8 protein-coding genes are annotated in these 13,238 nt (G+C 44.3%); 7 read left to right on the forward strand and 1 reads right to left on the reverse strand.

The features are described from left to right. Positions 1-11 precede the first annotated feature (11 nt). From ACWB0I_RS17320 to ACWB0I_RS17350, 7 genes are all read left to right on the forward strand, one after another. Entirely contained in the window at positions 12-1,844 is a 1,833-nt protein-coding gene (locus ACWB0I_RS17320) for a glycoside hydrolase family 2 TIM barrel-domain containing protein (protein WP_479389344.1), read from the forward strand. Continuing rightward, entirely contained in the window at positions 1,795-3,027 is a 1,233-nt protein-coding gene (locus ACWB0I_RS17325) for an AGE family epimerase/isomerase (protein ID WP_479389345.1), read from the forward strand. Before ACWB0I_RS17320 ends, ACWB0I_RS17325 begins: the two co-directional genes overlap by 50 nt. Before the next feature lie 3 nt (positions 3,028-3,030). Then, positions 3,031-4,224 carry a glycoside hydrolase family 130 protein gene (locus ACWB0I_RS17330; RefSeq protein WP_479389346.1) on the forward strand — a complete coding sequence of 398 codons (1,194 nt, stop codon included), beginning with the start codon at positions 3,031-3,033 and terminating at the stop codon, positions 4,222-4,224. Between the two features lie 68 nt (positions 4,225-4,292). After that, positions 4,293-7,193 (forward strand): glycosyl hydrolase, encoded by a 2,901-nt coding sequence (locus ACWB0I_RS17335; RefSeq protein WP_479389347.1) that lies wholly within the window; start codon positions 4,293-4,295, stop codon positions 7,191-7,193. A 195-nt stretch (positions 7,194-7,388) separates the two neighbouring features. Next, positions 7,389-8,756 (forward strand): glycoside hydrolase family 26 protein, encoded by a 1,368-nt coding sequence (locus ACWB0I_RS17340; protein WP_479389348.1) that lies wholly within the window; start codon positions 7,389-7,391, stop codon positions 8,754-8,756. Between the two features lie 10 nt (positions 8,757-8,766). Further along, on the forward strand, positions 8,767-11,535 hold the full coding sequence (locus ACWB0I_RS17345; RefSeq protein WP_479389349.1) for a DUF5060 domain-containing protein: 2,769 nt from the start codon (positions 8,767-8,769) through the stop codon (positions 11,533-11,535). A 10-nt stretch (positions 11,536-11,545) separates the two neighbouring features. Then, positions 11,546-12,862 (forward strand): glycoside hydrolase 5 family protein, encoded by a 1,317-nt coding sequence (locus tag ACWB0I_RS17350; RefSeq protein WP_479389350.1) that lies wholly within the window; start codon positions 11,546-11,548, stop codon positions 12,860-12,862. Between the two features lie 153 nt (positions 12,863-13,015). On the opposite strand, the gene ACWB0I_RS17355 is transcribed toward ACWB0I_RS17350, so the two are convergent. Continuing rightward, positions 13,016-13,238, reverse strand: a 223-nt coding sequence (locus ACWB0I_RS17355; RefSeq protein ID WP_479389351.1) for a FlgD immunoglobulin-like domain containing protein, incomplete at its 5' end; no start/stop codon positions are given.

Below are 13,238 nucleotides of genomic sequence, written 5' to 3' on the forward strand. Positions count from 1 at the left end.
GTGAATAAATCATGCTAAAAAGAATGATAGTTTTTGCGTTTATGGTTTATCTTGCGTTAAGTTTACCGCTAATGGCAAAGAGTGCTTTTAAGCATTTTGTTACGGTTCAAAATGCGAAATTGATGGAGGGGGATAAAGAACTGTATTTTACCTCCATAAATATTCCTAACTTGCTACTTATCGAAGATAATATGCCTTTCGAAGAGAAGAATCCATGGCGATTACCAAATGAATACGAAATAAGAGATGCCTTACTTTCCATTAAACAGATGGGTGGGAAAGTGGCGCGTACTTATGTAATAACTGTGAAACGAAAGGATGATTTACCGGGCACAGAAAAACATGTCACGGCCCCCGGTGTTTTAAATGAGCGGGCTTTCCTGGTAATGGATACGGTTTTAGCCGTGGCTAATGAATTGGGCGTGCGTTTAATCATTCCTTTGCTTGACAACTGGAAATGGATGGGGGGACGCGCACAATACGCCGCCTTCCGTGGTAAGAAAGCGGATGAGTTCTGGACAGACAAACAATTAAAAAAAGATTTTAAGATGACGATTGCCCAAATCTTGAATCGTAAAAACAGCGTGACAGGAACAGCGTACAAAGATGACAGAGCCATTATGATCTGGGAATTGGGGAATGAATTACGAAATTGCCCCATATCCTGGATTAATGAAATGGCTGCTTTTATTAAATCCATTGATCAGAATCATCTGATTAATGATGGTATTCAAAGTCATAATCTGTCGCTTGAAATCATAAACGATCCTTATATAGATGTGCTATCAACACATCATTACGAGGGGGATCCACAACAGATGATAGACCATATTAAAGAAAATCTGCTTAATATCAGGGGAAAAAAACCTTATTACATCGGTGAGTTTGGTATGATCAGCACACAGGGCATGCGGGCAGTGCTGGATGAAATCAGAAGTCATGAAAATGTATGCGGTGCGTTGCTATGGAGCTTGCGCTTTCACAATAGGGATGGCGGTTTTTACTGGCATTCCGAACCTTTTGGTGCAAGGCTGTACAAGGCTTATCACTGGCCGGGGTTTCCATCAGGTGTGGCGTATGATGAACAGGGCGTTTTTGCCCTGTTAACGGAGATTAATGGAGTGTCCCAGGATTCTTTACCCCTTCCTGTTTTGTTACCCATTAAAGATGTAGCTCATATTTCCTGGAGGGGGGCAACCGGAGCCAGTAATTATCTGCTTCAAAGATCGGAATCTAAAAACGGGTACTGGCAAAACATTTCAGGAATGATCAATGACGCCAGCCAGGCTTACACGGCGTTGTACAATGATGCAACGGCCACTGCCGGGCAAACGTATTTTTACCGGGTAATGGCTTTCTTTCCGAACGGGCGCCGCACGGTTTCTGAGGTCGTGGGACCGGTCGTTGTAAAAAATAAATGGCTAGTTGACGACTGCAACAATTACGGACAACTCTTTCAGTACCAGGGAAAATTAACCGTTAAAAGAGGTGAAGATCGTTCTTTTAAAGAAGATTTAAGTCGCTTACGTGGGGTAAAAGGCGCTGAAGCAGTTTACCGCGTACCAGGACAAATACTTATGGCCAGGATAATGGCCTTCCAGAAAAAATCAGCTCCCTTGTTAAGTTTGGTCATTTCGACTGACGGGCGTTCTTTTCAAAAAGTAAAACCCCAGTTGCAAAATTTTACTATTGATCAAAGTGATTACAATTACTGGCAACCGCTTCTTTATGAAGTAGAAATTGGTCAAAAAAATATAAACTTTTTAAAAATCATTTTTACAGGCGAGGTTCAGATTGGAAGAGTTGAAATTAAATACCGGGTCGGAACGAATAATTCATTTTAAAAGCCGTATTCAAAAGGTACTGTTTGATAATATCATTCCTTTCTGGCTTAAATATTCCAGGGATGAAGAGAAAGGCGGCTTTTGGGGACGAGTGAGCATTGAAGGAATCCCTTTGCGCAACGCGCCCAAAGGGCTTATTTTGAACGCGCGCATTCTATGGACGTTCGCTGTTTTGTATAAAAAATTCCATGAGGCTGAGTTTTTAAATATGGCGGATCGGGCTTATGAATATCTCATGGAATATTTCTGGGACAAAAAATATGGTGGAATGTTCTGGCTGGTGGATGCGGATGGAACGCTTCTTGATGATAAAAAAAAGATGTATGGACAGGCTTTCACCATTTATGCTCTCAGCGAATATTTCCAGATTACCTACGATCGGTCCGTGTTGCAAAAAGCCATTGAACTGTTTGAGCTAATGCTTCAGCACAATCTCGACCAGCAATACGGAGGGTTTTTGGAAACTTCGACACGTGACTGGCAATTAGCACAGGATATGCGTTTAAGCAATAAAGACTTGAATGCTGAAAAATCAATGAATACTCATCTCCATATTCTGGAAGCGTTTACTTCGTTTTACAGTGTCTGGCCAGAAAGTATTTTGAGAGATCAATTGAAGTTTGTAGTTCAACATTTTTGCCATTCTATTTTTAAGAAACAGACGGGCCATTTGCAATTGTTTTTCTCCAAAAACTGGCAGGTAAAAAGTCGTGCCGTTTCGTTTGGGCATGACATCGAAGCAAGCTGGTTGCTTTTGGACGCTCTGGATGTCTTGCAAGATGGTGAGCTAATCCAGGAAGTAAGGGATATTTCATTAACACTTGTGCAGAGAACCCTTGATGAAGGCCTTAGTAGTAATTATGCTATTTACAAAGAACGCACGAATGACGGTCAGCTGGTGCCTATTCTGGAAATGTGGCAGGAGGCGGAAGCAGCCGTAGGCTTTGCCAAAGCATTTCTGCAGACACGATATAATCGCTTTTATGAAGCAATGTTAAAAACCTGGGATTTCTTGGAAACCTATGTGGTGGACTGGCAGAATGGTGAATGGTTTTATGAGGTGGATAATAAAGGAAGACCAAATTTGAACACCTACAAGATTTCCGAATGGAAAGGCCCTTACCACAACACCAGAGCTTGCCTTGAGCTTATGGATTGCATTGAAAAGATGAGAGGCGATTGAAGGATGAAATCATTTCAGGAAAAAGTTAAAGAACTATATGCCAAACAAGAGCAACTTATTCTACGCAGAAATGATAAAAAAGACTTCTATAATGGGATTTACGAACGTTATCAATTCCCGGTGATCACGCGAGATCATGTGCCCATCCACTGGCGATTTGATCTGGACGAAATTCGTAATCCGTTTTTGATGGAACGATTGGGGGTAAATGCCACTTTCAATCCGGGAGCCATTAAAATTGATGATACGTATTACCTAGTGGTGCGTGTGGAAGGCTGGGATCGCAAATCATTTTTTGCCCTGGCTGAGAGTAAGAGCGGTAACGAGGGTTTTCGGTTTATAGAATATCCCATTCAAATGCCTGAAACCGATCGGCCTGATGTTAATGTGTACGACATCCGATTAACCAGACACGAGGACGGCTGGATTTACGGCGTTTTTTGCACCGAGCGTAAGGACCCGAACGCGCCGGAGTGGGAAACATCGGCCGCAGAAGCCCAGGCCGGAATTGCCCGTACCAGAGACCTGATAAACTGGGAACGTCTGCCAGACCTTAGAACCAGAGCGGCTCAGCAGCGGAATGTCGTTCTACATCCTGAGTTTGTTAACGGATGTTATGCCTTTTACACAAGGCCGCAGGATTCGTTTATTGAGACGGGTAAAGGAGAAGGCATTGGCTTTGGTCTGGTGAGAGATATTAATAATCCTGTTATCGAAGAGGAAAAAATTATCGATCAGCGTGAATATCATACCATAAAAGAAGCCAAAAATGGCGAGGGCCCGCCCCCCATCAAAACCAGTGAGGGTTGGCTTCACCTGGCGCATGGCGTGCGAAACACGGCCGCTGGTTTGCGATATGTATTGTACATGTACATGACTGCTCTAGACGACCCGGCGGAAGTTATTTGCCGCCCCGGAGGATATTTTATGGCGCCGATGGATGAAGAACGAGTGGGCGATGTGTCAAACGTTTTGTTCAGCAACGGCTGGATTGCAGACGATGATGGAACTGTTTATATCTACTACGCCTCCAGCGACACGCGTGTTCATGTGGCCACTTCCACTGTTGCACGATTGATCGACTATGTGAAAAATACGCCGCAAGATGGCGGACGCAGTGCGCTAAGCGTGAGGCAACGGTTGGATTTGATCAAAAAAAATTTTGAATCGGGCTGGAAAGGTGTAAATAACGAATGACCCAAAGGCATGCGGGAAAATAATTTTGCGCTGGTTTACATCCGAAACTAAAAAATGGGAAAAAGATCATGAACCTTAGAATTGCTTTTATTCTTTTTATATTTCTAAGCAGTCTATCTGCTCAGGTAACGGGCCAGCTTGAAGATTTTGATGACCAGGTGTTAGATGGATGGGAAGTGCCTGGCGTCGCAATCAGAACCTATGAGCTGGTAGCCGTAACAGGCACCATGAAGATCGATTACCATCGAGTGTCTTCCAGTTGGGAATGGGATAATTTTAACTACACGCCCCCGCAGAAGATTGATGCCACAGGTAATCGCTACATCACACTGCGTGTAAAATCTAATATTATTACTGAGCTTACTTTAAAACCAATTTACGACAATGGTGCGAACGATTGGCTACAGGTCATGCTGCCCTCTGACGATGAATGGCATACTTATAAGTTTGAATTACTGGCGCCATCGCCGCTGGTGATGAATCGTATTTATTTTTATCTGGACGGCGGTTCTACCAATCCCAAGAGCGGCGTTGTCTATTTTGACGACTTGCGCATTGCCGATTCTGTAAGAACGGCAGATTTGTTAGACAATCGGGAATTAGAGCGCGCTTTGAATGCGGCCCATGCCCTTTATGATAATAGCTCAGAAGGAGGCGATGAAGGGCAATTTGCGTCAGGATCTAAGCAGGAGCTATGGAATGCTATCTTACAGGCAGAAGCGGTATTGAATCAGGCAGAAGTAACGCAGGAAGAGATAGATCAGGCAACATGGGATTTATACGATGCCTGCTCTGTTTTTGAAACCAGGGTGAACGGGCCGCATCTTCCTCTGGTGGATGTGAAGGCAACCCTGCAAACACGCTATCTGTACCTGAACCTGGACTACTTAAAAGACAAGGGCATTTTATTCGGCATGCACGATGCAACCGGCTATGGAGTGGGCTGGAGCGGCGATGACGATCGGAGCGACATTAAAGATGTTTGTGGGGATTACCCGGCGCTTTACTCCGAAGAATTGTACAAAGTGACACGTAATCTGGAAACAGAGAGGGTGCGCTATCGTATGAGTTCTGCTTATCGGCGCGGAGGCGTACTCTCTATGTGCTGGCATCAATATGATCCGCAGGGGCGCGGTTTTTATGCCGCTGACGTTGGCGGCGAAAATGTGGTGGGAACCATCCTGCCTGGCGGAATTTATCATCAACAATACAAAGAAAAATTAAAAAAAGTAGCGTTATTTTTTAAGTCGTTACGTGGAGAAAAGGGAGAAGCCATTCCAGTCATTTTTAGGCCTTATCATGAACACAATGGGAGTTGGTTTTGGTGGGGAAAAGGACAGTGTACAAAACAACAATACGTCGATCTCTGGCAGTTTACCGTAAATTTTTTAAGAGACACGCTTAATGTGCATAATTTACTCTATGCCCTTTCGCCGTCTATGGTTCAATCAAACTGGGGAACAGATTACAAAGAAATTTTTCCTGGTCAGGACTACGTGGATGTGTACGGCGTGGATCATTATTTCGGGGATGTTATTACGGCGACAGATAAAGAACGTTTTAGAAGCGGGTTGCGGCGGGTGGCCGATCAGGCTTTATACGATCTAAAACTCCCGGCCCTGACCGAAGTAGGGCAGGAGGGGTTAGACACCGTCGATTTTTTTACCAATGTTTTGTTGTGGGCTTTAACCAGCGATTCTTTAAATAATTTTTACAGCTATGCCGCCGTCTGGCGCAACCAGGATGCGAACCACCATTTTGCCCCGTACCCGGGCCATCCGGTTGTGCCCGATTTTCTTAAGTTTTACGATGATCCCTACACCTTTTTTGAAAGCGATCTGCCTGCTATGTACAAGCGGCTACAGGCCGATACTTTACCTCCATTTTTTGTGGAAGCACCGACATCACCATTTGTTGCCACTGATACGTTGTTTTTTATTGCTCTTAAAACCAATGAAAAGGCATTATTAAAATACGACTTCGTGGATTTGCCTTATGATTCCATGCATTTCGAGTTTGAAGAAGGGCAGAGCCGCCTGGAGCACCGTACAACTTTAAAAGGTAAACAGGGCGAGATATTTGATCTATTTATCCGGGCCAGAGATTTGTTTGGCAATGTAATGGACTCTTCGCTGGTCGTGCGCGTCGAAATTGACACGCTGCAAAGGCCGATTTACTGGTACGACAAACGCTATGATTACAGCACGTGGCCGGTTGGACAGGCTCCCTTTGTTTTTGAAGGAGAAACGGATGGTAACACGCAGGTTCGTTATTCCCGTACGGTCTATTATCGAAAAGAATTTAATATGTCGGATGTGCAGAATGTTGCCATGTTGGCGGCTATTGTCAACTTTGATAATGGTTTGGCCATTTACCTTAATGGTCATGAGGTCGCTCGAGAAAATCTTGAGGATGGTGTGTTGGGCTATAAAACCTGGGCGACAGAAAATTTTTATGGTACAAAACAGATTATTCTGGATGAACAGGATGTACAATATCTACAAAACGGCAGCAATGTTCTGGCAGTTGAAGTACACCAGGCGATGGATGACAGCAGCGATTTAAAGTTCGACTTAAAACTGATTACAGCCAACTATCAGGTGCTAATCGATTATCAGCAGGAATGGGCCTATTTTGCTCAACAAAGAGCGCCTGAGGTTCAAGTACTTGGTGCTCAGGCTATTGACAAAAAAATAATGAATCCCTCTCGTTTTGCTCTTTTTCAGAATTACCCCAATCCTTTTAACGGACAGACGACGATTGCCTACTACCTGCCTGAATCCGGTCAGGTAGATATTTTCATTTACAATCTGCTGGGTCAGGTTGTCTGGCGAGTCAGGGCAGGGAAACAATCGAGAGGATTCCACCAGATCAAAGTGGATTTAAACAATTTATCCAGTGGAATTTATTTTTACAGGCTGAATTTTGGCAATAAAACAAAAATTAGAAAGTGCGTATTGATCAAATAGAATAAGCTTAAAAGGCTCTGTAAATTTGTCGCCCAGCCCAATCAATGATGCGCATCCCGAAAAGAGTTAGCGGAATTTGGTTGAAAAAAAACAGGCAAGAGGGCGGACAAATGGCGTTTCTGTTTTTCTCATAATGAGAGAAGTAATTTTATGAAAATGAATTTAACAAGAATTGCAATAGCTTGCAGCTTATTGATGTTGCTGCTTATGGGCTGTCACCGTACTGCGCCAAAAAAGGAAGCCGTTTTTCTTAAATTGCAGACGCTCAGGCAGGCCGTAAAAAGCGGCGAAAGGTTGCTGGCTAACGCGCAGGCTGGAAACGGAGAAGGACAGTTTCCCGCAAGAGCTTTTAGCGCGTGCGCGTTTACGCTGGATCAGGCGCGAGACTTTGTTAAACGTCAGGGGCGGTTAGCCAGTCCGGTTCAAATCGACAGTGTGACGGATGCGGTTTACAACAAATTGATGGCTTTTGAAGCTAGCGTACATTCCCGTTTAAATGAACTGATTGATGATCGCGCCACACGAAAAACGCGTTACCTTTATCATAATCTAAAGCGTATTTCTACTAAGTTTATGCTTTTTGGCCAACACGATGCTCTGGGCTATGGCGTGGGATGGAAGGGGCCGGACACGCGCTCGGACGTGAAAGATGTTTGCGGCGATTATCCGGCCCTGTTTAGTTGGGATGCATATTACATTTTTCAAACTTCTTCTGATGAGCTTAAGCATTATACCTTTCGCATCCGTTATGCCCATGAAAGAGGCGGTGTAACCTCTATTTGCTGGCATCAGTACGAACCACAGGGACATGGGTTTTATGCGAATGATATTCATTACCGCGTGGTAAACTCGATTTTGCCTGGCGGAAAATATCATGATGTTTACAAGAACAAATTAAAAAAGCTGGCGCGCTATGTAAAACGATTACGCGGTAAGGATGGGGAAAGTATCCCCGTTATTTTCCGGCCTTATCATGAGCAAAATGGAAATTGGTTCTGGTGGGGAAAAGCCTATCGAACAGAAGATCAATACGTTCAGCTCTGGCGTTATACTGTCCATTACTTAAAAGACACGCTGGGAGTTCACAATCTTATTTATGCTTTTTCGCCGGATGGAAATCAATTCAATTCCAGAGAAGAATATTTAATTGATTATCCTGGCGACGATGCGGTGGATATTCTCGGTCTTGATTTTTATTTTGGCAAAGGAGATGAGGCGGAAATTCACCGTTTTCAGAAGCGGGTGGGGTACGTGGTTGAACATGCTACGGCCAGGGCAAAGTTGGCGGCTTTAACCGAAGTAGGCGATTACTATGGCTTTAGCGGAGAGGAAGCCAGTCTAAAAATTTCTGACTGGTTTACCCGCTGTTTTCTTATTCCGCTCAAATCCCATGCCCTCGCTAAAAAGGTTGCCTTTGGAGTTGTGTGGCGCAATGCCAGTAAAACGCACCACTTTGCGCCATATCCCCGTCATCCCTCCGTTCCCGATTTTCTTAAATTTTACCGGGATGATTTTACGCTTTTTTTGAATGATTTGCCACCTATGTTTGAATACAGGGATTAATGAGGTGGAGATGAAGATTCAAAAATTTTTAATAGCGGTTCTCCTTATTTTAAACAACTTACTTATGGCACAACTTACGGTGGATGTAAAGAACATTCAACCAGAGTATGTGGGATGTTACGAAAAGATCGAAATTGAACTTAACCTGCAGAATGTCAGTTACACCAATCCCTACAATCCAGGACAAATTGACGTAATGGGGTTTTTTACTTCACCCTCAGACAGTACCTGGCCTGTTTTTGCTTTTTACGATAATTTCCAGGCGCGCGATAGATGGTTACTTCGTTTTGCGGCGAACGAAAGAGGAAACTGGCATTTTCGTGTCCGGGTGATTAATCAGGGTGATACGGCCTGGAGTCCGCAATATTCCTTTTCGGTTGATTCCTCCCGTTTTCACGGTTGGATCCGCGTCAGCGAAAAAAATCCTCATTACTTTGAATATGATGATGGAACGCCTTTTTATGGGGTTGGAGCTTACTATCCCTGGGGCGTAAATAATGGCCCAAACGGGCTTGCTTTGTTACAGAATTCAGGAGCCAATATTTTTGGCTACTGGAACATCATGTACGGCGATGAAAAAGGTATCATCGAGTCGCTCGACTCCGGCCTGGGGCGCTACGATCAGACAAAATGCGGCCGCATCGATCAGGTGTTGCAATGGGCCGAAGAACGAAATTTAAAGATGATGCTGGCCATCTGGCCGCACGATTTACTCTCCAATACGGTGTGGGCGCATCAATGGCACAACAATCCATACAAATATGTTTGCAATGCGGAAGATTTTTACGCCAGTGAAGAGGCCTGGCGTTACCAGCAAAGGCAATATCGTTATTTGATTGCTCGCTGGGGATATTCCAGGGCGCTGGCCATCTGGGAAATCGTCAATGAAATCAATGGCACCGACGGCTGGCAAAAAGGACACCAGCAAGAGGCAACCAACTGGCTGTATAAAGTAGGTCGATTCTTTCGAAAAAACGATCCCCATCAACGTCCGTGTACGGCTTCTCAAAGCGGCGGTATTTACTGGAGTGAAGGCTATCAGCTTGTCGATGTGCCCAATGTTCACCTCTACGAAACAAGCTGGTCGGCTCCATTTCCAGGTAACTCTTTGCGCAGCAGTGCGCAACTTTATTACGATATTGCCTGCGAATTACGGAATGATTTTCAAAAACCGGCTATTCTGGGCGAGGCGGGCTATCTGGATACGTTCGGAGGTTTTGACGTGCCGTCGCCAGAGTACACGCAGCTCTACCATAACGCCTTGTGGGCTGGCTGGGCTGGCGGTTATGCCACAACGCCTTTCTGGTGGTCTTTTGCTTCTTCCCATATCATGTCTTCGGCAGTCATGGATCAAATGAAAGCTTTTTCAAAAGTGGCTGGGCTGATTGATTACGTCAACCATCGTTTTGAGCACTTTAATGAGATTCAGGAGGATGTGGATGTTTATGCCCTAAAGAGCACCGATTTTACATTTGGTTGGGTGCGTGAATCGGCCGGTCGCCCCGTGGCTTTTAAGGTCATTCATATTGACGATCTGGTTAAAGAAGACACCGTATTTAGTGTTAAATATTTCAATACATGGACGGGAGAAATAATCGGCCATCAATTTATGCCATCGACCAATGGTAAACTTATCTTTGTTTTACCGGACGATGGACGAAGAAGCCCAGATCAGGCCTTTGTCGTTGAGCCAGTAGCTTATGGCACCATCCCGGAGCAACTTCAATTGTTCACCCCCAACACCCAACTCTTTGCCGCGGATACGTCGCTTGTTCCTATTTATTGTTACATTAAAGATCGGGATGGGTATATCGTTAAGTCGTCCATGAACATTCATTTTTATTTGCAGGGTGAAGGGCGTTTATCAGGGCAAAATCCTGTTCCGGCCGAAAATGGAATGGCTGCAATCCGCTTTCAGGCTGACGGGAATGAAGGTGTTACAAAAATTTTTGCCACCGCCGCCGGCCTTACTTCTGACACATTAACTTTTTACTCAAGCGATGAAATGTGGATCGACACGTTCGAAGCGTATGCCAGCAATATTGCTCTGAATAGTAGTTGGCAGGTGCGTGGCGGAACCAGCGCCGAACTTTTTCTGGATCAAACAGAAGCTTCAGAAGGCGCACAGAGTTTGCGTGTTACTTATGCGATTGGTAATGGACACGCTTACTACGCCGGGTTTTTTAAACATGTGAATTTTCGTTTTGCCGGGGCTTCGGTATTAAGCTTCTGGATTAAAGATGATAATAGCCAACGGGATCTGGTGCTGGTAGCCAGGGACACCACGGGAAACACGTTTCAGTATGTCTTAAAACTTGCTCATCCCACATGGCAAAAGGTAACCATTCCCTTTAAAGATTTTAATGCGCCGCAACTAACTTCGGCCAATTTGGCGGAAATTTCTTTTAACGTTTTGTCCGGCCAGGCTTCCAGCGGCAGTGGCTGGCTAAAGCTTGACGCCATTTCTTTAAAGAGTGGGACAACCGGCCTGGTAAGTCAAAAGCCCGGAGGCCCTCAAAAAATTAAGCTATTAAAAATTTATCCCAATCCGTTCAATCGGCAAACGAAAATTAACTTTACAATGACCATGGCCAGTCGGGTTAAATTGATTGTTTTTGACATACTTGGTCAACAATGCACAACATTGATGGATGGACCATTGTCCTCTGGCGAGCATTCCGTTATATTTCAAGCACAGGGCCTGGCCTCAGGTATTTATTTTTTAATGTTCAAGATGAATAAGCATACTCAAATCTTAAAATTGGTTTTACTTAAATAGGAATAGTAAAATGCGAGTTAAGATCATTTTTTATTTTTCAATGACACTCATTTTCAGTGGACTTTTTGGGCAAACAAACACATCGTTTGTACGCGTTGAAAATCAGAAGTTTGTTCTAAATGGTAAGCCTTACTATTTTCTGGGCACGAATCTCTGGTATGGAGTAAATCTCGCTTCGGTAGCCGAAGGTGGAAATCGTGAACGGTTGATGCGGGAACTGGATTGTTTGAAAAAGCTTGGCATAACCAATTTACGCCTGCTGGGCGCTTCAGAAGGAATGACTCAACATAATACGGTTTATCCGCCCATCCAGCCGGAGATTGGTCGTTATGATGAGCGTCTTTTACAGGGGCTTGATTTTTTGCTGGCCGAAATGGCTAAACGAGATATGAAAGCCGTGATTTATTTGAATAATTTCTGGATATGGTCCGGCGGTATGTCGCAATATGTTTCGTGGTTAAGTGGCGAAGAGATTCCAAATCCCTTTCTCCCCCGTTATTCCTGGCATCAATTTATGAATTTCAGCGCTCGCTTTTACAGCCACGAAAAAGCGATTGCCTATTTTAGAAAATATCTTAAACATTTAATTTTGAGAAAAAATACTGTAAACGGTCGAAGATACATAGACGATCCTACCATCATGTGCTGGCAACTGGCCAATGAACCGCGTCCGGGCAGCGGGCAGGAAGCAAAAAAAAATTTCCCCTTATTCTTGAAATGGATTAAAGAGACGGCCGATTTTATTCGTTCTCTAGATGAAAATCATCTGATTTCAACGGGCAACGAAGGTATGTATGGCAGTGAATTTTCCGATTCACTTTATTTGAATATGCATCGCTTTGAAAATATCGATTACATGACCTTTCATCTCTGGTTGTTGAATTGGCGTTGGTTTGATCCATTAAAAGCTAAAGAAACCTTTGAGCCTGCTTTGAAGAAGGCCAGAGCCTATATCGAACAACACATCAAGTTTGCAGAAGCGGTGGGTAAGCCACTGGTTCTGGAGGAATTTGGCATTCCCCGCGATAATCATTCTTATTCAATTGAAGCAACAACCGAATATCGTGACCAGTATTTTCAAAAGGTGTTTGATTGGATCTATAAGAACGCGAGAGCTGGCGGTCCACTGGCTGGCAGTAACTTCTGGGCCTGGGGAGGAGAAGGACGGGCACGTGACGCGCAACATGCGGAATGGAAGCCTGGCGATGATTTCACCGGCGATCCGCCACAGGAGCCCCAGGGTCGTAATTCGGTTTTTAACTGTGACCTCAGTACATTAACTGTCATCCGTCAGGCTGCAAAAAGAATGAATGAAATGGGAAAGTAGAAATTTTTACAACGCCTTTAATAGGGATTTTGAAATCTGAAAAGAACACGTTATTTGATTGCTATTCCGATTGCGCTTCATGGCTTCAGGCGCGCTGAGTCGTTTTGTTTGGGAAAGGCCAAAATGAAAAGCCCGGAGTTTCCGGGCTTTTGTTTATTTTAAGAAAATCATTTTACGGACCAAACTGCTGGCACCACTTCGCAATCGGTAAAAATAAATTCCAGACGGCACCACGGTGCCATGATTATTCTCTCCATCCCAGGTCACCGCGTGAGTTCCGGCGCTTAAACGTTGAGCGATCAGTGTGCGAATACGTTGCCCCCGTGCATTGAAAATAGTCAGAGTTACAAATCGGTTTTGTGCCAATTGAAAGGTG

It is taken from the genome of Caldithrix sp. (assembly GCF_056497305.1).

Bases quoted from the DNA above. Each gene is read 5' to 3' on its own strand.
- ACWB0I_RS17320 (WP_479389344.1), top strand. From the start codon at position 12: ATGCTAAAAAGAATGATAGTTTTTGCGTTTATGGTTTATCTTGCGTTA.
- ACWB0I_RS17330 (WP_479389346.1), top strand. From the start codon at position 3,031: ATGAAATCATTTCAGGAAAAAGTTAAAGAACTATATGCCAAACAAGAG.
- ACWB0I_RS17335 (WP_479389347.1), top strand. From the start codon at position 4,293: ATGAACCTTAGAATTGCTTTTATTCTTTTTATATTTCTAAGCAGTCTA.
- ACWB0I_RS17340 (WP_479389348.1), top strand. From the start codon at position 7,389: ATGTTGCTGCTTATGGGCTGTCACCGTACTGCGCCAAAAAAGGAAGCC.
- ACWB0I_RS17345 (WP_479389349.1), top strand. From the start codon at position 8,767: ATGAAGATTCAAAAATTTTTAATAGCGGTTCTCCTTATTTTAAACAAC.
- ACWB0I_RS17350 (WP_479389350.1), top strand. From the start codon at position 11,546: ATGCGAGTTAAGATCATTTTTTATTTTTCAATGACACTCATTTTCAGT.